Origin of the sequence: Xanthomonas sp. DAR 34887 (genome assembly GCF_041245805.1) — a bacterium.
Lineage (GTDB): Bacteria > Pseudomonadota > Gammaproteobacteria > Xanthomonadales > Xanthomonadaceae > Xanthomonas_A > Xanthomonas_A tesorieronis.
Genome location: NZ_CP162490.1, coordinates 3,734,305 through 3,755,736 on the forward strand (window position 1 = coordinate 3,734,305; position 21,432 = coordinate 3,755,736).

A 21,432-nucleotide genomic window follows, 5' to 3' on the forward strand; every position below is an offset into this window, starting at 1 on the left:
CATGACACTTGCCACCGTTCGCGCGCCCAGCCCGCCTGCACCCATGCACAGCCCCGCCCTGCCCTTGCCCGCCGTCTCCGCCCTGCCCGCGCCGTCGGCCTTCTACCGGCGGCATCTGTGGCTGCCGCTGGCCGCGGCCCTGCTGGCCAGCACCGTGCTGATGGGCCTGGGCGGGGATTTCTGGTTCGCCGACCTGCTGTACCGCTGGGAAGGCGGCCAGTGGGCGCTGAAGAACGCGGCGCTGACCCGCAACCTGATCCACCACGACGGCAAGCTGCTCAGCACCCTGGCCTGGGTGGCGACGGCCGGCCTGGCGGCGTTGGCCTGGCGCCGTCCCGACGGCCAGCGCTACCGGCTGCCGTTGCTGTACCTGGCGCTGGCGGTGGCGTTGAGCACCGGCGTGGTGTCGCTGCTGAAGTCGCTGACCCATATGGACTGTCCGTGGGACCTGAGCCGTTACGGCGGCCACCTGCCCTACATCGGCCTGTTCGAGGCGCGGCCGGCCGGCATGCCGCATGCGGCCTGCTTCCCGGCCGGACATTCCAGCGCCGGCTATGCCTGGGTGGCGCTGTACTTCTTCGCGCTGGCGCTGAAGCCGGCCTGGCGCTGGCCGGCGCTGGCGGTGGGGCTCGGCGCCGGACTGCTGTTCGGCCTCGGCCAGCAGCTGCGCGGGGCGCACTTCCTGTCTCACGATCTGTGGACGTTATCCCTGAGTTGGGGCGTGGCGTTGGGCCTGTACCGTGTTCTGCTGTGGCAACCACGGGTTTCGGCCCGATCCATGCATGGGGTCTTGCCAGTCGTGAAGGAACGCCGCGCATGAGCATCTCCCTGCCGCATCCCAGCAGCCAGCCCCGCGCCCGCTGGTGGAGCTACCGCCCGCTGCTCAGCAACGAAGCGCTGGCGCTGGCCGCCAGCGCGTTCTTCGCCCTGGTCTGCAACGGCATGTTCTGGCGCAGCGCGATGAGCGGCCACCCCGGCGACCTGAAGCTGGGCCTGTCGCTGTTCCTGCTGCTGCTGTCGGTGCACGGGTTGCTGCTGGGCCTGCTGCTGTGGCGCGGCGTGTCCAAGCCGCTGCTGAGCGTGCTGCTGCTCACCACCGCGTTCGCCGCGCACTACATGAACAGCTACAGCGTCTACCTGGACGCGGACATGCTGCGCAACGTGCTGGCCACCGACCACAAGGAATCGCGCGAACTGATGACCCCGGCGCTGATCGCGCCGCTGCTGTTCTACGCCGCGCTGCCGATCCTGGCGCTGTGGCGGCTGCGCCTGATCCGGCGTCCGCCCGGCAAGGCGTTGGCGATCCGCGCTGGCTTCCTGCTGGCGATGCTGGCGCTGGGCGGGATCGGCGCGATGCTGTCGTTCCAGGATCTGTCGGCGATGATGCGCAACCACCGCGAGATCCGCTACCTGGCCACGCCGATCAACTACCTGGTCGCGTTGCGGCAGAACCTCAAGTCCGACAGCCCCACCCGCAAGGCGCCGAAGCTGCCGCTGGAACACGATGCGATCGCCACGCCGCGCGCGCCGGGCAGCAAGCCGCGCCTGCTGGTGGTGGTGCTGGGCGAAACCGCGCGCGCGCAGAACTGGGGCTTGAACGGCTACGTCCGCCAGACCACGCCGCAGCTGGCGCAGATGGACGTGATCAACTTCCCCGACATGCATTCGTGCGGCACCAGCACCGAGGTCTCGGTGCCGTGCATGTTCTCCCCGTTCGGCCGCCACGACTACAACGAAAGCAATATCCGCAAGCACCAGTCGCTGCTGCACGTGATCGAGCATGCCGGCATCGCCACGCTGTGGCGCGACAACCAGTCAGGCTGCAAGGGCGTGTGCGACGGCCTGGCGATCCAGCGCCTGGACGACGCCAAGGACCCGCAGCTGTGCAAGGACGGCCGCTGCATGGACGAGATCCTGCTGCAGGACCTGGCCGCGCAGGTGCGCGCCAAGCCCGGCGACCGCGTGGTCGTGCTGCACCAGCTCGGTAGCCACGGCCCCAGCTATTTCGAACGCTATCCGGCCAGCTTCCGCCGTTTCACCCCGACCTGCGATACCGCCGACCTGGGCAACTGCAGCCGCGAGCAGATCGCCAGCGCCTACGACAACTCGCTGCTGTACACCGACCACCTGCTGGCGCGCACCGTGTCCACGCTGGAGGCGATGCCCGACTACGACAGCGCGATGATCTACCTGTCCGACCACGGCGAATCGCTGGGCGAGAAGGGCCTGTACCTGCACGGCGTGCCGTATGCGATCGCCCCGCAGGAGCAGACCCACGTGCCGATGGTGATGTGGTTCTCGCCCGGCTTCGCCAGCGACCGCGGCCTGGACCTGGCCTGCGTGCGGGCGCGTTCGCGCCAGTACGCCGATCAGGACAACCTGTTCCCGTCGGTGCTAGGCCTGATGCAGGTCAAGACCGGGGTCTACGAACGTTCGCGCGACCTGTTCGCGCAGTGCACGCCGGCGGGCGCAAGCGCGAGCGCGGCCGGCGCGGCGCGCCGGTAGCGAGCTGCGGGCGGCGGCCTGCCGGGCGCCGCGGCGTGGCGGCCCTTGCGGCGGACCGGGAGGACACACTAGCCTTCGTCGCACTCGTCACCGAAGGATTCGCCGTGAACCACCGCCCTCTGCTGCTTGCGCTGTGCATCGGCGCGAGCGTGCTTGCGCTGTCCGCGTGCCGCAAGGAAGCGACCACCGAGACCGGCACCGCGCCGGCGCCGTCCGCGCCCGGCGAGAGCGCCGACCAGTTCGTCGCCCGCATCAACGAGGAATACCGCGCGCTGCTGCCGGAGCTGACCTCGGCGCAGTGGCTGTCGATCACCTACATCAACGGCGATTCGGAGCGGCTGGTGGCCAAGGCCAACGAACGCTGGCTGACCACCCTCAACGGCTGGGTCGCGCAGGCCAAGCGCTACGAGGGCAAGCCGATGTCCGCCGACAGCGCACGCGCGCTGCAATTGCTGAAACTGATGACCGCGATGCCGGCGCCGCGCGATCCGGCCAAGCTGGCCGAACTGGCCGGCCTGGCCTCGAAGATGGAAGGCGCCTACGGTGCGGCCAGCTACTGCACCGGCGAAGGCGACGCGCGCCGCTGCCGGCAGCTGGGCGAACTGGAGGACGTGCTGCGCCGCAGCCGCGATTACGACCAGCAACTCGACGCCTGGCAGGGCTGGCACGGCACCGCACAGCCGATGCGCAAGGACTATCAGCGCTTCGTCGAACTGGTCAACGAAGGCGCCCGCGAGATGGGCTATGCCGATACCGGCGCAATGTGGCGCAGCGGCTACGACATGCCGCCGGCGCAGATCGCCGCCGAGACCGATCGGCTGTGGACCCAGGTCAAGCCGCTGTACGAACAACTGCATTGCTACACCCGCGGCAAGCTCGATGCCGAATACGGCAAGGACAAGGGTGAAGTCGCCGGCGGCCTGCTGCCTGCGCACCTGCTCGGCAACATGTGGCAGCAGGACTGGAGCAACCTGTGGGACCTGCTGCAGCCCTACCCCGGCGCCGGCAGCCTGGACATCACCGACACGCTGGAGAAGCAGTACCAGAGCAACCTCGGCGCGGCGCTGGCGCGGCGCAATGGCGATACCTCGCCGGAGGCGCGGTTCATGGCCCAGCGCGACGCGCAGCTGCAGAGCGCCAAGCAGATGACCGAACGCGCGCAGGATTTCTACACCTCGCTGGCGATGCCCAAGCTGCCCGACAGCTACTGGGCGCGCAGCCAGTTCATCAAGCCGCTGGACCGCAACGTCGTGTGCCACGCCAGCGCCTGGGACATGGACATGGCCGGCGACGTGCGCACCAAGATGTGCATCAAGCCGAACGAGGAAGACTTCACCACCATCTACCACGAGCTCGGCCACATCTATTACGACCTGGCCTACAACCCGTTGCCGCCGCTGTTCCAGGGCGGCGCCAACGACGGTTTCCACGAGGCGATCGGCGACACCATCGTGCTGGCGATGACCCCGCAGTACCTGCATTCGATCGGCCTGGTCGAAGCGCCGCAGCTCAGCCGCGAGGCGCTGATCAACGCACAGATGCGCATGGCGCTGAGTAAGGTCGCGTTCCTGCCGTTCGGACTGATGATCGACCGCTGGCGCTGGGGCGTGTTCGACGGCTCGATCGCGCCGGAACACTACAACCAGGCCTGGTGGGAGCTGAAGGCCAGGTACCAGGGCGTGGCCCCGCCGTCGGCGCGCGGCGAAGACTTCTTCGACCCCGGCGCCAAGTACCACGTGCCCGGCAACACCCCATACACCCGCTACTTCCTGTCGCACATCCTGCAGTTCCAGTTCTACAAGGGCCTGTGCGACGCGGCCGGCTACAAGGGCCCGCTGTACGAGTGCACCTTCTACGGCAACAAGGAAGCCGGACAGAAATTCTGGTCGATGCTGCAACGTGGCGGCAGCCAGCCGTGGCAGCTCACGCTGAAGGAACTGACCGGCAACGACAAGCTCGACGCCGCCCCGCTGCTGGAATACTTCGCACCGATGCAGGAGTGGCTCAAGCAGCAGAACCAGGGGCAGATGTGCGGATGGGACATGCCCAAGGCGGTGCAGGCCGCCGCGGAGCCGCCGGCGACGACTGCGCCGAAGCCGCAGTAATCGCCGCGGCGTGGCAGGCGACCCACCGACTCAATCGTCGGCCAACCGCGCCCAACGCTCATGGTCGCGCCACACCCCGCCGATGCGCAGGTAACGCGGCGAATAGCCTTCGTGGCGGAAACCGGCGCGCCGCACCAGCGCGATTGAACGCGTGTTGTCCGGCTGGATGTTGGCCTCCACGCGATGCAGGCCCAGTTCGGAAAACGCATAGGCCACGCACAGCCGCAATGCGTGGGTCATCAGTCCGCGGCCTTCGCAGCCGGCCATGGCGTGGTAGCCCAGATAGGCGCTCTGGAAGCAGCCGCCGACGATCTGGCTGAAGGTGAACAGGCCGGCGACCTCGCCGCTGTCGCGCGCGCGCGCCAGCAGCGCGACGTTGCTGCCGTCCAGGGTCTGCGCGTACCAGGCGTTGAAGCCGGGCACGTCGGTGAACGGATACGTCCACGGATGATGCAGGGCGATGCTGGCGCGGTGCGCCTGGATCAGCGCCAGGCCATCGCGGCGCCGCACCCGCGCCAGCGCGACGGCGGCGTCCGCGGCCTGGCTCGCGCTCTGGCCCATGCCTTCAGCCCGGCAACGCCGCGCCGGCGCCACGCTGCATGACCTGCGCGTGGCGGTCCTTGAACTCGTCGAAGCTCAGCCCCTGCGCCAGCGCATCGGCGTGCGCGGCATCCTTCAGCGCATCCGAATACACCAGCCGCACCGGGGTGCCGGCGCGCTCGTGCAGTTCCGCGGCCTGCATGATCAGCGACAGCACCTGCGCGGCGCTCTCGCTCTGCCCGGCGATGCGCCCGTCCATGCCCAGCACCCACTCGCCGTCGCGGCGCACGATGCCGGCCAGCAAGGTGCGCTGCTGGTCGCGCAGCTCGGCATGCGGCTCGATCGCGGTGGCCGCGGCGGCGGCGGCTTCGCTGCGGTGGCGCAGGCGTTCGGCAAGCTTCTTGCGCACGTCGCGGCGCTGCTTGGACTGGATGGACATGCGGTTTCCTCAACGATGACCCGGCGACGATAGCCCAACCGCGGCGCCGGCGTCACACCGGATCGGCCGGCTCCAGCTGCGGCACCTGGCTGCCGGGCCGCGGCAGGCGCTTGCCGCTGCGCCGCTCCCAGCGCCAGAAGCCCCAGCCGATCAGGAAGAACGCGCCCGAGCCCAGCGCCAGGTGCATCGGCCGGCCGCTGAGCAGCGGCGACAGCACCCCGGCCACCACGGTGTTGAGCATCAGCTGGGTGAAGGCCTGCAGCGACGAGGCCAGCCCGCGCTGGCGCGGGTACATGTCCAGCACCGCCAGCGCCAGGATCGGGAAGATCAACGCCATGCCGACACCAGCCACGAAGATCGGCAGCACCGCCCACGGCAGCGCGATCTGCGGCGCGATCACGGTGTAGGCGATGTTGCCGAGCACCGACACGCCGCAGCAGATGAAGCCGATGCGCACCTGCCGCATCGGCCCGATGCGCCCGGCCATGCGCCCGGACAGGAACGAGCCCAGGGTCATGCCGCCGATGGTGGGAATGAACAGCCAGGCGAAATCGCGCTCGGTCCGGTGCAGCAGGTCGATGATGAACACCGGCGCCGAGGCGATGTACAGGAACACGCCGGCGAAGTTGAACGCGCCGGCGGCGGCCAGGCGCTGGAAGCGCGCGTTGAACGCGATGGCGATGTAGTCGCGCAGCAGCGTGCGCGGCGCCAGCGGCGTGCGCGCCTGCGGCGGATGCGTCTCCGGCATCCAGCGCAGCGTGGCGACCAGCAACAGCAGCGAAAACCCGACCAGGAACCAGAAGATCGTCGGCCAGCCGGCGCCGGTGGCCAGGATCCAGCCGCCGATGATCGGCGCGATCGCCGGGGCGATGCCGAAGATCATCGACACCTGGCTCATCAGCCGCTGCGCGTCGTGGCCGTCGTACATGTCGCGGATCACCGCGCGGCCGACGATCATGCCGACGCCGGCGGAAACGCCCTGCAGCGCGCGGAACGTCAGCAAGGTGGGCAGGTCGCGCGACAGCGCGCAGCCAGCCGAGGCCAGCACGAACACCACCAGCCCGCCGACGATCACCCGCTTGCGGCCCCAGGCGTCGGACAGCGGCCCGTGCGCCAGGCCCATCAGCGCGTAGGCCAGCAGGTACACGCTCACGGTCTGCTGGATCGCCACCGGATCGGCGCGCAGGCGCTGCGCCAGCTGCGGGAACGCCGGGAAGATGGTGTCGATCGAGAACGGACCGAACATCGCCAGCCCGGCCAGCAGCAATGCCAGGCGGCGGGTCGAGATCGTCGGGAGCGTCATGCGCAGGATCCTGGAAAGCCGGCCGCACGCAGCCCGGGTGGGCGAACACGCGACGACACCGTCCAAGGGACGGAACGATGGGGAGAGGGAATGCCGCCATGATAGACCCTTGCCAGTGCCGCGTTAAGCGCCGCGGCCGCGGCCACGCCGCAACGGGGCGCAGGCCCGCATGTTCAGCGAGCCGCGGCAGGCCCGCCGGGCGGGCCGTGCGGAGGTCGCCGTGGGCGCCGCCGGCCACGCTATAATCGCCGGGCAGCATGGTGGGAGAAGCGGGGCGACCCGCTGCCGAAGGCGCAAACGCCCGTAATCGCTCAGGCCCGATACCACCCGCACCAAGACTCTGGAGAGACCGGTCCAACCCGGCGCCGAAGGGGCACGAAGCGCAGCGCAGCCCGCCGCCGCTTCCAAACTCTCAGGCAAAAGGACAGAGGGGCAGTGGGAAGACATGTGGCTTCCCGTCGGTCGTGTCCGCAGCTGCGGCCGACGGCGGCATCCGTGCGTCCTCCGCCCTTCGTGCCCTCCTCTGCCGGACCACCGCCATGTCTAACACTCCCTCGCTGCGCGACCTCGAACACCACTCGGCCTTCGTTGAACGCCATATCGGCCCGAACGACGCCGAGATCGCGCACATGCTGCGCACCGTCGGCCACGACTCGCTGGACGCGCTGACCGACGCCATCGTGCCGGGCAAGATCAAGTCGCCGGCTGCACTGGCGCTGCCCGACGCGATCACCGAAGAGGAAGCGCTGGCCAAGATCGGCGCCATCGCCGACAGGAACCAAGTGCTGCGCAGCTTCATCGGCCAGGGCTACTACGGCACCCATACGCCGAAGGTGATCCTGCGCAACATCCTCGAGAACCCGGCCTGGTACACCGCCTACACGCCGTACCAGGCGGAGATCTCGCAGGGCCGCATGGAAGCGCTGATCAACTTCCAGACCATGTGCGCGGACCTGACCGGCATGGAGATCGCCAACGCCTCGCTGCTGGACGAGGCCACCGCCGCGGCCGAGGCGATGACCCTGGCCAAGCGCTCGGCCAAGGCCAAGTCCGACACCTTCTTCGTGCACGACGCGGTGCATCCGCAGACCCTGGAACTGCTGCGCACCCGCGCCGAGCCGCTGGGCATCGTGCTGCGCGTAGGCACGCCGGAGGAAGCGCTGCAGGCCGAGTGCTTCGGCGTGCTGCTGCAGTATCCCGACAGCTTCGGCCACATCGGCGACCACAAGGCATTGGCCGAGGCCGTGCATGCGCGCGGCGGCCTGGTCGCGGTCGCCACCGACCTGCTCGCGCTGACCCTGATCGCCGCACCCGGCGAATGGGGCGCGGACATCGTGGTCGGCAACTCGCAGCGCTTCGGCGTGCCGTTCGGCTTCGGCGGCCCGCACGCGGCGTTCATGGCCTGCCGCGACGCCTACAAGCGTTCGATGCCGGGCCGCCTGATCGGCGTGTCGATCGACGCCGCCGGCAACCCGGCCTACCGCCTCACCCTGCAGACCCGCGAGCAGCACATCCGCCGCGAGAAGGCCACCTCCAACATCTGCACCGCACAGGTGCTGCTGGCGGTGATGGCCTCGATGTACGCGGTCTACCACGGCCCCGACGGCCTGACCCGCATCGCCCGCCGCACCCATCGCCTGGCCGCGATCCTGGCCGCGGCGCTGCGCGGCGCCGGCGTCGAGGTGGGCGAGCGCTTCTTCGACACCCTGCACGTCAAGGCGATCGACGCCGAGGCGATCCACGCCAAGGCGCGCGCGGCCGGCATCAACCTGCGCGCGATCGACAGCGAAGCGCTGGGCATCAGCCTGGACGAGACCACCACCCGTGCCGACGTGGTCGCGCTGGCGCAGCTGTTCGGCGCCCAGGCCGACATCGACGCGCTCGACGCCGCCACCGCCGATGCGCTGCCGCAAGGCCTGCTGCGCAGCAGCGCGTTCCTGCAGCACCCGGTGTTCAACACCCACCACAGCGAGCACGAACTGCTGCGCTACATGCGCGCGCTGGCCGACAAGGACCTGGCGATGGATCGCACCATGATCCCGCTGGGCAGCTGCACGATGAAGCTCAACGCCACCGCCGAGATGATCCCGGTGACCTGGCCGCAGTTCGGCGCGATCCATCCGCTGGCACCGGCGGAGCAGTCCGCCGGCTACAAGCAACTGATCGACGAATTGGAAGCGATGCTGGTCGAATGCACCGGCTACGACGCGGTCAGCCTGCAGCCCAACTCCGGCGCGCAGGGCGAATACGCCGGCCTGCTGGCGATCCGCGCCTACCACCGTTCGCGCGGCGAAGGCCATCGCGACATCTGCCTGATTCCCGAATCGGCGCACGGCACCAACCCGGCCTCGGCGCAGATGTGCGGCATGAAGGTCGTGGTCACCAAGTGCGACGCCAACGGCAACGTCGACGTCGACGACATCCGCGCCCAGGCCGAGAAGTACAGCGACCGCCTGGCCGCGCTGATGATCACCTACCCGTCCACCCACGGCGTGTTCGAGGAGGACGTGGTGGCGATCTGCGAGGCGGTGCATGCGCACGGCGGCCAGGTCTACACCGACGGCGCCAACATGAACGCACTGGTCGGCGTGGCCAAGCCCGGCAAGTGGGGCTCGGACGTGTCGCACCTGAACTTGCACAAGACCTTCTGCATCCCGCACGGCGGCGGCGGCCCGGGCGTGGGTCCGTGCGCGGTCAAGTCGCACCTGGCGCCGTTCCTGCCGCGGACGCTGGGCGGCGACGGCGACGTCGGCATGGTCAGCGCGGCCAGCTTCGGCAGCGCCTCGATCCTGCCGATCAGCTGGATGTACATCACCATGATGGGCAGCGCCGGCCTGCGCAAGGCGACCCAGGTCGCGCTGCTCAACGCCAACTACATCGCCAAGCGCCTGGCCCCGCACTACAGGACGCTGTACACCGGGCGCAACGGCCTGGTCGCGCACGAGTGCATCCTCGACGTGCGCCCGCTGGAAAAGACCAGCGGCATCGGCGCCGAGGACATCGCCAAGCGCCTGATCGACTTCGGCTTCCACGCGCCGACGCTGAGCTTCCCGGTCGCCGGCACGCTGATGGTGGAGCCCACCGAGAGCGAATCGCTGCACGAGCTGGACCGTTTCATCGACGCGATGATCCAAATCCGCGAAGAGATCCGCGCGATCGAGGACGGCCGCCTGGACCGCGAGGACAACCCGCTCAAGCACGCCCCGCACACCGCTGCGCAGGTCACCGCCGGCGAGTGGACGCACGCTTATCCGCGCGAGCTGGCCGCGTTCCCGCTGCCCACGCTCAAGCAGGCCAAGTACTGGCCGCCGGTGGCGCGGGTGGACAACGTCTACGGCGACAAGCACGTGATGTGCGCGTGCATCCCGGTGGACGCGTACAAGGACGACGTGGTGGCGTAACGCCCGCTCGCTGCGCCGTCGACGCCGAACCCGGCCGCACACGTCGCGGCCGGGTTTTTTGTTGCGCGACGCATCGAGTCCGGCATGTCGCTGGACGCCGCGCAAGCGCGAACGCGCCGAACGCTCACGCGCATCCACCGCGCGTGGCGCTTGCCGAACCTGGAGCGACTGCCCGCACGCCACTCCCATGCGGCGCATGCTGATGGACTTCAGCGCGGCGGGACGCGCCTGGCTTGGCGCTTGAGCACCATCGGGGGCGCCGCGCCCTGCGCCAACCGGCCCGCGGCGGCTGCCTTGAGCAGCCGCCGGAAGGTGGGGCATTGCGCATGATGCACGGCAGGACATGCCGCGGCATGGCGCAGTCCCCGGCTCATCAGGCGTAGACGCTTGATGGTCGCGTCGATGTCGTCGGCCTTCGCCGACAGCAGCGTTCTGTCCACCTGCAGCGCACCACCTACACCGAGCATGGCCTGGATGTCGTCAAGCGACAGTCCCCCAGCCTGCCCCAGCGCGATCAGCGCCAACTGCTCGAGCGCGTTCGGCGCGAAATGCCGCCGGCCACCGGCCGCGCGGCTTGCCGAGAGCAGCCCCTTCTTTTCATAGAACCTCAGCGTGGAGGCGGGCACGCCGGTGCGCCTGGCGACTTCGGCGATATCCATCGCACACCTCTTGACTTGAAGTTGACTTCAACTTCTACCATGCCACTGAAGCTCCACTGGATCAATCGGCACAGGAACAGGCATGGCGTGGATGGATGCGGCACGGGTAATGCTGGTCGGGATCGGCGCCACCGCCATCATGGATGCGTGGTCGCTGGCCCTCAGGCACGCGGGCGTGCCCACGCTCGACTACGCCTTGGTCGGGCGCTGGGCGGGACACCTGGGTCGCGGCAGGTTCACCCATGCCCACATCGGCGACGCTGCGGCGATACCCGGCGAGCGGCCATGGGGCTGGGCGATCCACTATGCCGTCGGCATCGCCTTCGCGGCGCTGATGGTGGCCGTGCAGGGCCTTGCCTGGTTGCGCGAACCCACCTTGTTGCCTGCCGTGGCCATTGGCATGGCGACCGTGGTGGTGCCTCTGTTGGTCATGCAGCGGGCCATGGGCGCGGGATTGGCGGCGTCGAAGACGCCCACGCCATTGCGGAACTGCCTGCGCAGCCTGGCGACACACGCAGTATTCGGGGTGGGATTGTTTCTTTCGGCCGCGTTGATCGAACTGTTGGGAGCCTGACATGAACACCGATCGGATCCATTTCCACGATGGGGCGGCCTATGAGCGGTACATGGGAAAGTGGAGCCAGCTTGCGGGGAGCGCGTTCCTCGACTGGCTTGCATCGGAGCCGGACCAGCGCTGGCTGGACGTCGGCTGTGGCAATGGCGCCTTCACCGAGATGCTGGTGGAGCGCTGTCGTCCGGCCTCGGTGCAGGGTGTGGACCCTTCCAAGGAGCAGCTTGCCTACGCGCGCATGCGACCCGGGCTTCGCACCGCGCAGTTTCGCCAGGGAGACGCGATGGCCCTGCCCTACCCCGACAGCACGTTCGATATCGCGATCATGCCCCTGGTGGTGTTCTTCGTTCCCGATCCGGCCAAAGGCATTGCCGAAATGGGACGTGTGGTGCGCCCCGGCGGGACCGTCGCAGCCTACGCCTGGGACATGCCGGGCGGTGGATTTCCCTATGAAGCGCTGCTGGCGGAAATCCGCCGGCTTGGCATTGCGGTTCCGGCGCCGCCGAGCCCCGATGCGTCACGGATGGAGGCCATGCGGGAGTTGTGGGCTGGCGCTGGTCTGATTGCGATCGACACGCGGGAGATCGACGTGCGCCGTACGTTCGCCGGGTTCGACGACTTCTGGGCGACGGCCCAGGGAGCGCCGAGCGTCGGACCGATCCTGGCGACGATGGCGAGCGAGAATCTGGCCATTCTCAAGGCACGCCTGCGGGCGCGTCTGCCCGTGGACGTGTCCGGCGGCCTTACCTGCTGCGCCCGCGCCAATGCGGTGACAGGGCGTGTTCCGCGCTAGCCCCGCTTCGGTGTGGAAGGACGGAGCGTTGGTGCCGGTGGCGCGGCACATGGACAACCGTCTGCGCGTTGTCGGTGTCATGCGCCGCCGGCGAGCGGGTCACGCCCAATCCGCGAGCTAGCCGCGTTCCGTCGAATGCGCATGAGGACGACGCACTGGCCTGAACCCTCCTGCCGCGCGCCGAAAACGCCCAGCGCCGCATGCAGCGCTGGCGTTCTTTGCGAAACGCACCGCGCTCAATCGCGCTCGACCCCGGGATCGAAGGCCAGGCCGTCGCCGACCTGCGCAAGGCAGCGCAGCGGCTGCTTCGGCAACTGATGCCATCGCGTGCGCAGCGCGTCGTCCTCGATGCTGCCGTCGCTGAGCTTGGCCTTGCCGGTCAGGTAGTTCACGCTGAGCTCGTGGACTTCGCCACTGCCGCGGTGCATGCCGTGCACGTCGTAGCCGATCAGCTGGAAGCAGCCCTGCCCATAGCGGAACCGGAACGTGGTCTCGGCCGTGCTCCAGCTGCCGGCGCTGGCGAACTGGTGCAGGTTCACCGAGAACGCGCCGCGCGCGATGGCGGGTTCGGCGCCGTCGAGGTAATCCTCCATGTTGGGCGAGTCCGGGCGCGGAATCAGCGTGTGATCCTGCAGCGCCAGCCGGTACCCGTCGCCCTCGGCGAAGGCCACCGCCAGCATGCGCGGATTGGTGTCGAAACGGTCCGGGCCGAACCCGCTGTTGTCCAGCACATTGCGCGGATCGGCCATCTTCAGCACCAGCAGCAGGTCTGCGCGGCCATCGCCATTCAGATCGCCGCGGCGCTCGAACTCCAGCGTCCAGCCGCCCGGCACGAACGCGGCGGCATCGCGGCCCTGCGCGGGCAATTGCGGATAGGCCACCGCAGGCGGATCCAGCGCTTGCGCGGCACCGGCGACGGCCAGCAACAAGGGAAACCAGGGCCAGGCGAACTTGGGCGGCATCGCAGGATCGACATGCAGGAGCGGAACCGCGATGGTGGCACGATTCGCCGGCGTTTCCACGCACCGGTTGCCGCACGCCCTCAGCCGGGCGCAGCGACGCCCTGCGGCTGCGCCGCCACATCCTGCGCATGCACGCAGCAATTGCGGCCATCGCGCTTGGCGCGGTACAGCGCGGCGTCGGCGTGGTGCAACAGCTCGATCGCCGCCTCGGCGGTGGCCGGGCAGGTGGCGATGCCGATGCTGACCGTGACCATGCCCAGCGGGCTGGCCGGGTGCGGAATCTGCCGCTGCTCGATCGTCGCCAGCAGCCGCCGCGCGATCGCGCAGGCGGCATCGGCTCCGGTATCCGGCAGCACCGCCGCGAATTCCTCGCCGCCGTAGCGCGCCACCGTGGCGGCGTGCGCGGGCAAGGCCTCGGCCAGTGCGGTGGCCACCTCCACCAGGCAGGCGTCGCCGACCACGTGGCCGTGGCTGTCGTTGAACTGCTTGAAGAAATCGATGTCGATCATCAGCAGCGAACAGTCCTGGCCGCCGTCCAGCTCGCGCAGCCGCGCCGCCAGGCCGACCCGGTTGGCGATGCCGGTCAGCGGATCGCGCGCCACCTGCTGCTGCAGGCGGCGAGTGCTCACCCGGCTCAGCCGCTGGATTTCCAGATGCTCGCTGTGCAGGAACGCCACGTGCGCCCCGTACACCATCACCGCCAGGGTCGCGGCGACCATGCCCCAGAAGAAACTCACCCGCGACACGCTGATCGCCAACAGCAGCACCGCCAGCGAGAACACGATCGGCGCGAACGCGGCGATCAGTTCCGCGCTGCGCACGCTCGGCCGCGCCTGGCGCAGCCAGCGCCCCCGCGGCAGCGACGCGACCAACACCAACGCCACGCTTGGCAGATCGATCAGCAGCCCGCCCCACCAGGGCAGCCCGTCCAGCTCGATGCGGTTGTACAGCGCCGCCACCGCGCCGTTGATCCACAGGTAGGCGCTGGCGCTGAAATAGAAATGGCGGCGGCTGCAGCCGCCGGCCCCGAGCAGGCGCAGCGTGGCCATCGACGCGAGCAGCAGATCGATCGCATCGGCATGATTGATGATCAGGCTGACGTCGGGTTCGGAGAAGCCGTTGCTGGACGACAGCGCCAGGTCGATCAGCACGAACAGCAGGCCGGCGCCGACCAGCGACAGCAGCGCGTCCAATGCGACGATCAGCCGCGGCTGCGACCGGTTGAACGAGCGCGCGATCAGGTACAGCGCCGGGATCATCGACGAGCCGGAAAACATCACGCCCAGTTTCTGCAGCGTGGGGCCGTGCAGCGGAAGCAGCAACGCCAGCAGATTGCAGCCGGTCCACAGCATCTGCGCGCCGACCATGTAGCCCAGCAACCGCCAGGGCATCCGGTCCACCGCCGGCGCGCGCCGCAGCCGGCGCAGCACGGCCAGCACTGCCATCGCCTGCACCGCCAGGCCGCACCATTGCGCGGCCGGCGTACCGGTGCCGCCGGCGTGCGCGACCAGCGCATGCGCCAACAACACGCCGATCACGACGATAGGCAAGAACACGTTCGGTCTCCGTCGCACGCCATGCCGCACCGCACCGGCCGCTGCCGCTGCGCCGTCCCCCGCGCCAGCAACTCTCTGGAGAGGGCGGCGCGCAACGGACTATCGGCCGCGCGGCAGCATCCTGTAGCGCTACGTGCGCGCAGGGTCGCACCAGCGTTCGGCGCCCGCGGCGCCTCGACGGCCAGCGCCAGAGGTCTGCCCGCGGTCTGCCGCGGGGGACGCGACGCGAGGTGAGCCATACCGGTGCAGGCAATAGACGCCACGCGCAGCAGCCACTCCGTGCCCTTTGCAGGGCGAAGGTTCGTTTGCGATGGGGCAACATCGTAGTTTCCGGCAGGGACAGCCCCGCCGTGGCGGTCCGGCGCAGCGGCGCCCTAATCAATCGTGGGATGGGCGCGGAAGCGGTCCAACACGGCCTTCCCTGCGCCGACGAATGGCGTCGTCGGCCGCTGGAATCGGAACCGATGCGGGCGCCGTAAGTCGCCCTGTCTAATTTTTCGCCATGTCTCTTGACAGTCTTGTGGCACCGGGCCGGAACAGGCTTATCCACACCCTTATGCAGAAGTCATCCACACCCCCTGTGGACAATGTCGCGATTGCCGGCGCAGCGTAAGTTATGGAGCAAGCGATTGAAAAATAAAAGAAATCCCCAGACGCCTATTGACAAATGCGGATCCATGCCCGGGCCGGCTGCTGTCCCGCAACAAATCCGAGACAAAACTTATCCCGAGGCCTGTCCGCTGCGAGTACGGTTCCGCTTTTCTGGCTGAATGCGCGTTGCCCTGCCTGGCGGCGGCCTGCGCAGATCGCCGAGCCGGCGCCGACATGAAACGGACATAGGCGTTGAGTGACGCGCTTGATGGCTGTCAGGTCATGCGCCTCGGCTGCCCCTTCTTTCTCGGGACCCATGGTCTCTTTTCAGGTGCTGCCGGAGCAGGCGGACCAGGGTACCGGCGAGGAGCCTCGTGCCCCCCCACACCTCGCGAGGCGCTTCGCGCCGTACCCTCACCCCAACCCCTCTCCCGGTGGGAGAGGGGCTCGGCTATCCCTTCTCCTATCAGGAGAAGGTGCCCCGAAGGGGCGGATGAGGGTACGGGCGCAGCCTCATGCACAGAACTCCGTGAGACGCTTTCGCGCCGTACCCTCCACCCCCAACCCCCTCTCCCGGTTGGAGGGGGGCTAGCCGGCTGTTCTTCTATCGCCGGGAGATCGCGCGGAACGCGACAAGACGGCAAACGCGTAGTTACGGCGTCAGGATCACCTTGCGGCAGTCCTGTTCCTTCTTGTCGAAGATCGCGTAGCCGTCGGCGGCCTGCGCCAGGCTCAGCCGATGGGTGATGATCTCGTTCGGCTTGAGCCGGCCTTCGCCGATATGCTCCAGCAGCTCCGGCAGGAACCGCTGCACGTGGGTCTGGCCCATCTTGAAGCTCAGGCCCTTGTCGAAGGCATCGCCGAACAGGAAGCCGTGGATGAAACCGGCATACACGCCGGGCACGCTGACCGTGCCGCCGCGGCGCGTGGCGGCGATGCACTGGCGCAACGCGGTACCGCTGCTGCCTTCCAGCTTCAGCGTCGCCATCACCGTCTCCACGGTGCTGCCCTTGGCCTCGAAGCCGACCGCATCGATGCTGGCATCCACGCCGCGGCCGTCGGTCTGGCCGACGATGATGTCCGCCGGATCGTCGATCTCCTCGAAATTGAGCGGAATCACGCCGTAGGTCTTCTGCGCGAAATCCAGCCGGTAGGGATAGCGATCGACCATGAAGATGCGCTCGGCGCCGAGCATGCGGCAGCACGCGGCGGTCATCAACCCGACCGGACCGGCGCCGAAGATCGCCACGGTGCTGCCCTGGCCGACGCCGGCGTTGAGCGCGGCCTGGTAGCCGGTGGGCAGGATGTCGGACAGGAACAGCACCTGTTCGTCGTGCAGCGCGTCCGGCACCACCAGCGGGCCGACGTTGGCCTTGGGCACGCGCACGTACTCGGCCTGGCCGCCGGCCACGCCCCCGTAGAGATGGCTGTAGCCGAACAGCGCCGCGGGCGGGCGGATGCCCTTCTGGTTGAGCGCCGCGCCCTTGCCGGTATTGGTGGTCTCGCAGGCGGCGTATTCGGTGAGCCGGCAGTGGAAACACTCGCCACAGGCGATCACGAACGGGATCACCACGCGGTCGCCCTTCCTCACCCGCGTCACCGCGGGGCCCACCTCTTCGACCACGCCCATGAACTCGTGGCCGAGCACATCGCCCGTATGCAGATCCGGAATCTTGCCGCGATACAGATGCAGGTCGGAACCGCAGATCGCGGTCGCGGTGACGCGCAGCACGATGTCGTCCGCATCGACCAGCACCGGATCGGGAACGGTTTCGACACGGACGTCTTTGGTGCCGTGGTAGGTGAGAGCTTGCATCGGACTATTCCTCATTGCGACAACGTGTGCCGCAGTGTGGCGGCAGGCAGCGTGCAACCCGGGTGACCATGCCGTGAGCTCAGCGTGGCGGCGCCGCGCAAATTTGTTCATTACCGGATTCAGCAAAGCGAATGCGCATGTCGCCCGCGCGCGTGGTACGCATCGCACAGCGTCCGGCGCGGCCGCAGGCAATCGTATGGACACATGGTCTGCGCGCGTGTAGCGGCGGTTGCGCGCGACGGAAAGAATGGCTTGCGCGAAGCGCTGCGCACCCAGCGACGCAGCGCGGACACTACGATGCGTGTCGGCTCCACGCACGCATGCGACGCGATGGCGACGGCAGGGCCATCTTAGGATTGCGTTCGCGCAGCGTCGCTGGACTCACGCGCCTGTCGGCAGCGCGTCCGGCATCCACTCAGATCCGTGTGGTCGCCAGGAAGCGCTCGCGGTCCTGCTGGGTGCGGCGGCGGATCTCGGCCAGGGCCTGGCTCTCGGTGGCTTCCAGCATCGACTCGAACAGGCGCTGGAAGTGATTGCGCATCGCGTTGCGCGAGGCGGCCGGATCGCGCGTCTTCAACGCTTCCAGGATCGCCGCATGTTCGTCGGTGCGGGTCGCGTCGTCCTGGTGGCAGACGTGCGCATACACCTGGCGCACCCGCGGCAGTTCGTTGCGCATGCGCCAGATCAGATGGATGCAATATTCCACTACCGGGTTGCCGGACAGGCGCGCGATCGCCAGGTGGAAACGGCGGTCGTACTCGCCGGCCATTTCCTCGGTGGTGGCCGGATCGGACATCGCCGTAACCAGGGCCTGCAGTTCCTCGATGTCGGCATCGGTCAGGCGCCCGGCGGCCAGCGCCGCGGCTTCGGCCTCGATCACCGTGCGCGCGGCGGTCAGGTCGAAGGCGGTGACGTCGGGCAGCGCGCCCTGCGCATCGATCGGACGCGGCCGCACGTACACGCCCGAGCCGGTCTTGATCGCGATCCAGCCCTGCGCTTCCAGCGCGATCTCGGCCTCGCGGATGGTCACCCGGCTCACCCCGAACCGCTCGGCCAGATCGCGCTCGCCCGGCAGTCGCGAGCCGGTCGGGAACTCCCCCGATTCGATCAGCGACAGGATCTTTGCGGCGATGGATTGGTAGAGGCGGCTTTCGGACATTCGCGCTAGGGACCGGTCGGTGAATTCCACAGCGGCGCCGGGACGACGCGCCAGCGCCTGCTGCGGCTCGAAAAACGGCGCGGCCCGGGAGCCGCGCCGCTGCGTTCAGAACTTGTATCGTACACCGAAATATGCGCGCCGCCCGTAGCTCACGTACTCGCGGAAGTTGCCGTAGACAGGCTGGGATGCGACGCGCGGTTCGTTGGTCAGGTTCATCAGTTCCAGCGACAGCGACAGCTGTTTGGTGACCCGGTAGCGCGCGCGGAAATCCACGCTGGTGTTGTCGTCGTAGTAGCGGTTCTGCTGCGCGGTGTTGCCGGTGAAGTCCTGGTAGTACTTGGAGCGGTACTTGCCGATCGCCTGCATGTCGAAGCGGCCCAGTTCCCAGTACAGCGAGCCGGACAGCACATGCCGCGAGAAGCCGCTGAGCCCGGCCGGGGCCACGATCGCCGGGATCACCGTGCCGGTGACCGCGTCCACCTGCTCGCCCAGGCGCGGATCCTGGGTTTCGTAATCGGTGTCGGCGTAGTTGTAGCTGAGCTTGAAGCCGAGCCCGTCCAGCGGCTTGGGCAGGTAGGAGAAGCGGTGCGCGGCGCTGAGCTCGAAGCCGGTCAGCGTGCTCTTCTTGTCGGTGGTCACCTGCCGCGGCACCGCCACGGTGACGCTTTGCCCATCGACCACGAAGGTCTCGTCGAACAGCGCGGTCTCGGTGCCGCCGTTGAACTGCTTCCAGTACACCGCGCCGGCCAGCATGCTGTCCTCGTTCGGATACCACTCCAGCGACACGTCGCCGTTCCACGCCATCAGCGGCTTGGCCTCCGGGTTGCCGGTGGCGGTGATGCCGGCCAGCGCTTCCTCCAGGCTTGTGAAGTTCTCGGTGCCGGTGAGGTTGACGTTGCGGCCCGAGCCCAGCGCGGCGATGTCCGGACGCGACATCGCACGGTAGCCGGCCAGGCGCAGCAGCAGGTTGTCGCGCAGTTCGAACGCGGCGTTGGCGCTGGGCAGCAGCTTGTCGTTGCCGGCCTTGGCGACCAGGGTCTGGTAGGTGCCGGTCGGCTGCAGGCGCAAGGTGCCGGCGCCGTTGTCGATCAGGTCCAACTCGGCGCGCACGCCCTGCGAACGCACGTCGGTCTTGACCCAGCGCAGGCCCATGTTGCCCGACACCGGCAGCCCGAACAGCGTGCTGCGGAAATCGGCCATCAGGAACAGCGCCTTGGTCTTCTCCACCACGTCGACGTTGTTCGGATCCATGTAGTCCGGATCCACGCCGGTGGCGCTGCTGCCGCGGAACGCCTCGTACAGGCAGCTGGGATCGAAGTAGGCCCAGCCGGAAATGGTGTTGCCGCTGGCTGCATCCAGGAAATCGTCCTGTGGGAACGGCGCGCGGCAGGCCTGGTTGGCGGCAATGATCTGCGCGCGGCCGGCGCCGCTGGAGGCGATGTCGGTGGTGATGGTGTTGTCGAAGTAGCGGTAGTCGGCCTGGCTGGCGCGCAGGCCGAAGCTGAGCTTGGTCAGCAGGCCGTCCTCGGGTAAGTAGCTGACGTCGAAGCGGCCGGCACGGATGCGGTGATCGTTCTTTTCCTCTTCGGAGGTGACCCGCGCCGCGCCGGTGTAGGCGTCCCAGTCGGTGACGTCGAACGCCGGGTCGAGCGCGATGCTCGGCACGTCGCCGCGCCTCTCCCAGTCGTAGTTGACGTAGCCGGTGGCGCCGCTGCTGATGCCCGGCACCACCGCGTTGTTCACGTCGCGGGCGTTGGCGCGCAGGCGGGTCATGCGCTGGGTGTCCTCGCGCACGGTATGCGAGTAGGACAGGTCGGTGGCGATTTCCCAGGCCACGCTCGGGCGCAGCACGATGTTGAGGCCGCCGCCGGTGTATTCCTCGTTGCGGTCGTACAGGGTCGAGGTGGAATCGATCGAGGTGTTGCCGGAATAGCGGCGCAGCACGCCGTTGTCGTCGACCTGCCGATCGACGATGCCGCGGCGGGTGTTGGACAGGCTCAGGTCGGAACGTTTCTCGTGCCAGTTGCGGTCGGTGTGTTCGTAGTCGACGTTGACCTCGAGCACCTCGTTGGGCTTCCACTGCACCGCGGCGAACTCGGACTGGCGGTCGTTGCGTTCCTGCTTGAGCCGGTAGATGCGGCTGCTCGGCACCAGGTAGTACGGCGCGCCGTTGGCGATGGCGTTGGCGCCGACTTCGGCGCAGTTGGCGTTGCGCACGTTCTGGGTGCCGTCGCAGGCGTACCAGGTGGAGCCGCTGGTCATGCTCTCTTCCGGATCGGTGCCGTCCAGCGCCTGCAGGCCGATCGATACGCCGAGCTTGCCGCCGTTGGAAAACTCGAACTGATCGATGTAGCTGGCGGTGCCGCGCCAGCCGATGCCGTCCTTGTCGCGGTACTTGCTGTCGTACTCGGCCCAGCTGCCGCGCCCGTCGAACTGGAGCGCGCGCTTGCCGTAGTCCAGCGGCTTGACCGTCTCCAGGCCGATGGTGCCGGCGACGCCGCCCTCGATCAGGTCGGCGCGCTGGGTCTTGTAGATGGCCACGGTGTTGATCAGTTCGGCCGGGAACATGTTGAAGTTGACCGAGCGGTCGCCGCTGCCGTTGGTGATTTCGCGACCGTTGAACTGGGTACTGCTGAGGAACGCGCCGAGGCCGCGGATGGAGATCTCCGAGGCGCCGGTCTTGTCGCGTGTGGAGGCGGCGCCGGTCAGGGTCTCGATCGCGTCGGCCAGCGACGGCGCCGGCAGATCGCCGATGTCCTCGGCCGAGAGCACGTCGGAGATCACCGTGTCGTCGCGCTTCTTGTTGATCGAAGACTGGATCGAGCCGCGGATGCCGGTGACCTGGACCTGGTCCAGCGTCGTCGCGCCGCTCGCCGGCGCCGTGGCGGGCTCGGCCGCGGCGGCTGGCGGTTCCTGCGCCCAGGCCGCGCCGCTGGTCAACGTGGCCGCGATGGCGCAGGCCAGGGCGCTGCGCAAGGCACGCGCGCCGGCGCGCTTGGCGGACGGGGCCGCATAGGGGTGCCGCATGGGTC

The 21,432-nt window shown here is 68.6% G+C and carries 15 protein-coding genes and 1 riboswitch; of the genes, 6 read left to right on the forward strand and 9 right to left on the reverse strand.

Annotation, left to right across the window (positions count from 1 at the left end):
• The first annotated feature begins 43 nt into the window (after positions 1–43).
• The 3 genes from AB3X08_RS15705 (at position 44) to AB3X08_RS15715 (ending at position 4,610) form a co-directional block, all read left to right on the forward strand.
• On the forward strand, positions 44–820 hold the full coding sequence (locus AB3X08_RS15705; protein ID WP_369933741.1) for a phosphatase PAP2 family protein: 777 nt from the start codon (positions 44–46) through the stop codon (positions 818–820).
• Complete coding sequence (locus tag AB3X08_RS15710; protein ID WP_369933742.1) at positions 817–2,505, forward strand: phosphoethanolamine transferase; 1,689 nt, start codon at positions 817–819, stop codon at positions 2,503–2,505. The genes AB3X08_RS15705 and AB3X08_RS15710 overlap by 4 nt, the downstream gene beginning before the upstream one ends.
• 104 nt (positions 2,506–2,609) lie before the next feature.
• The gene (locus AB3X08_RS15715; RefSeq protein WP_369933744.1) at positions 2,610–4,610 is read left to right on the forward strand and encodes a M2 family metallopeptidase; all 2,001 of its coding nucleotides are present in this window, start codon (positions 2,610–2,612) and stop codon (positions 4,608–4,610) included.
• 30 nt (positions 4,611–4,640) lie between these two features.
• Here AB3X08_RS15715 and AB3X08_RS15720 read toward each other — a convergent pair whose 3' ends face one another.
• The 3 genes from AB3X08_RS15720 to AB3X08_RS15730 are packed head-to-tail and all read right to left on the reverse strand — an operon-like array spanning position 4,641 to position 6,892.
• Complete coding sequence (locus tag AB3X08_RS15720; protein ID WP_369933746.1) at positions 4,641–5,171, reverse strand: GNAT family N-acetyltransferase; 531 nt, start codon at positions 5,169–5,171, stop codon at positions 4,641–4,643.
• 4 nt (positions 5,172–5,175) lie between these two features.
• Positions 5,176–5,589, reverse strand: coding sequence for a hypothetical protein (locus AB3X08_RS15725; RefSeq protein WP_369933748.1), 414 nt, complete (start codon positions 5,587–5,589; stop codon positions 5,176–5,178).
• A gap of 52 nt (positions 5,590–5,641) precedes the next feature.
• Entirely contained in the window at positions 5,642–6,892 is a 1,251-nt protein-coding gene (locus tag AB3X08_RS15730) for a multidrug effflux MFS transporter (RefSeq protein ID WP_369933750.1), read from the reverse strand.
• A gap of 330 nt (positions 6,893–7,222) precedes the next feature.
• A riboswitch (glycine riboswitch) is annotated at positions 7,223–7,330 on the forward strand.
• Positions 7,331–7,431: 101 nt separating this feature from the next.
• On the opposite strand from AB3X08_RS15730, the gene gcvP reads away from it, so the two are divergent.
• On the forward strand, positions 7,432–10,293 hold the full coding sequence (gcvP, locus tag AB3X08_RS15735) for an aminomethyl-transferring glycine dehydrogenase (protein ID WP_369933752.1): 2,862 nt from the start codon (positions 7,432–7,434) through the stop codon (positions 10,291–10,293).
• A gap of 209 nt (positions 10,294–10,502) precedes the next feature.
• On the opposite strand, the gene AB3X08_RS15740 is transcribed toward gcvP, so the two are convergent.
• Positions 10,503–10,952: a helix-turn-helix domain-containing protein gene (locus tag AB3X08_RS15740; RefSeq protein WP_369933754.1), complete on the reverse strand. Its 450-nt coding sequence runs from the start codon at positions 10,950–10,952 to the stop codon at positions 10,503–10,505.
• Between the two features lie 82 nt (positions 10,953–11,034).
• Here AB3X08_RS15740 and AB3X08_RS15745 point away from each other — a divergent pair, with 82 nt between their 5' ends.
• Positions 11,035–11,526: a DUF2938 domain-containing protein gene (locus AB3X08_RS15745; RefSeq protein ID WP_369933756.1), complete on the forward strand. Its 492-nt coding sequence runs from the start codon at positions 11,035–11,037 to the stop codon at positions 11,524–11,526.
• A gap of 1 nt (position 11,527) precedes the next feature.
• Positions 11,528–12,316 carry a class I SAM-dependent methyltransferase gene (locus AB3X08_RS15750; protein WP_369933758.1) on the forward strand — a complete coding sequence of 263 codons (789 nt, stop codon included), beginning with the start codon at positions 11,528–11,530 and terminating at the stop codon, positions 12,314–12,316.
• A gap of 236 nt (positions 12,317–12,552) precedes the next feature.
• Here the strand turns inward: AB3X08_RS15750 and AB3X08_RS15755 are convergent, their stop codons facing one another.
• From AB3X08_RS15755 to AB3X08_RS15775, 5 genes are all read right to left on the reverse strand, one after another.
• Positions 12,553–13,278 carry a hypothetical protein gene (locus AB3X08_RS15755; RefSeq protein ID WP_369933759.1) on the reverse strand — a complete coding sequence of 242 codons (726 nt, stop codon included), beginning with the start codon at positions 13,276–13,278 and terminating at the stop codon, positions 12,553–12,555.
• 80 nt (positions 13,279–13,358) lie between these two features.
• On the reverse strand, positions 13,359–14,834 hold the full coding sequence (locus AB3X08_RS15760) for a sensor domain-containing diguanylate cyclase (RefSeq protein WP_369933761.1): 1,476 nt from the start codon (positions 14,832–14,834) through the stop codon (positions 13,359–13,361).
• Positions 14,835–16,077: 1,243 nt separating this feature from the next.
• The gene (locus AB3X08_RS15765; RefSeq protein WP_369933763.1) at positions 16,078–17,241 is read right to left on the reverse strand and encodes a zinc-dependent alcohol dehydrogenase; all 1,164 of its coding nucleotides are present in this window, start codon (positions 17,239–17,241) and stop codon (positions 16,078–16,080) included.
• Positions 17,242–17,656: 415 nt separating this feature from the next.
• Complete coding sequence (locus AB3X08_RS15770) at positions 17,657–18,400, reverse strand: FadR/GntR family transcriptional regulator (protein WP_369933764.1); 744 nt, start codon at positions 18,398–18,400, stop codon at positions 17,657–17,659.
• 105 nt (positions 18,401–18,505) lie between these two features.
• Positions 18,506–21,427, reverse strand: a complete 2,922-nt coding sequence (locus AB3X08_RS15775; protein ID WP_369933766.1) for a TonB-dependent receptor — start codon at positions 21,425–21,427, stop codon at positions 18,506–18,508.
• Positions 21,428–21,432 lie beyond the last annotated feature (5 nt).

Bases quoted from the DNA above. Each gene is read 5' to 3' on its own strand.
- gcvP (WP_369933752.1), top strand. From the start codon at position 7,432: ATGTCTAACACTCCCTCGCTGCGCGACCTCGAACACCACTCGGCCTTC.
- AB3X08_RS15745 (WP_369933756.1), top strand. From the start codon at position 11,035: ATGGCGTGGATGGATGCGGCACGGGTAATGCTGGTCGGGATCGGCGCC.
- AB3X08_RS15765 (WP_369933763.1), bottom strand. From the start codon at position 17,241: ATGCAAGCTCTCACCTACCACGGCACCAAAGACGTCCGTGTCGAAACC.
- AB3X08_RS15750 (WP_369933758.1), top strand. From the start codon at position 11,528: ATGAACACCGATCGGATCCATTTCCACGATGGGGCGGCCTATGAGCGG.
- AB3X08_RS15720 (WP_369933746.1), bottom strand. From the start codon at position 5,171: ATGGGCCAGAGCGCGAGCCAGGCCGCGGACGCCGCCGTCGCGCTGGCG.
- AB3X08_RS15755 (WP_369933759.1), bottom strand. From the start codon at position 13,278: ATGCCGCCCAAGTTCGCCTGGCCCTGGTTTCCCTTGTTGCTGGCCGTC.
- AB3X08_RS15705 (WP_369933741.1), top strand. From the start codon at position 44: ATGCACAGCCCCGCCCTGCCCTTGCCCGCCGTCTCCGCCCTGCCCGCG.
- AB3X08_RS15740 (WP_369933754.1), bottom strand. From the start codon at position 10,952: ATGGATATCGCCGAAGTCGCCAGGCGCACCGGCGTGCCCGCCTCCACG.
- AB3X08_RS15730 (WP_369933750.1), bottom strand. From the start codon at position 6,892: ATGACGCTCCCGACGATCTCGACCCGCCGCCTGGCATTGCTGCTGGCC.
- AB3X08_RS15725 (WP_369933748.1), bottom strand. From the start codon at position 5,589: ATGTCCATCCAGTCCAAGCAGCGCCGCGACGTGCGCAAGAAGCTTGCC.
- AB3X08_RS15775 (WP_369933766.1), bottom strand. From the start codon at position 21,427: ATGCGGCACCCCTATGCGGCCCCGTCCGCCAAGCGCGCCGGCGCGCGT.
- AB3X08_RS15710 (WP_369933742.1), top strand. From the start codon at position 817: ATGAGCATCTCCCTGCCGCATCCCAGCAGCCAGCCCCGCGCCCGCTGG.
- AB3X08_RS15770 (WP_369933764.1), bottom strand. From the start codon at position 18,400: ATGTCCGAAAGCCGCCTCTACCAATCCATCGCCGCAAAGATCCTGTCG.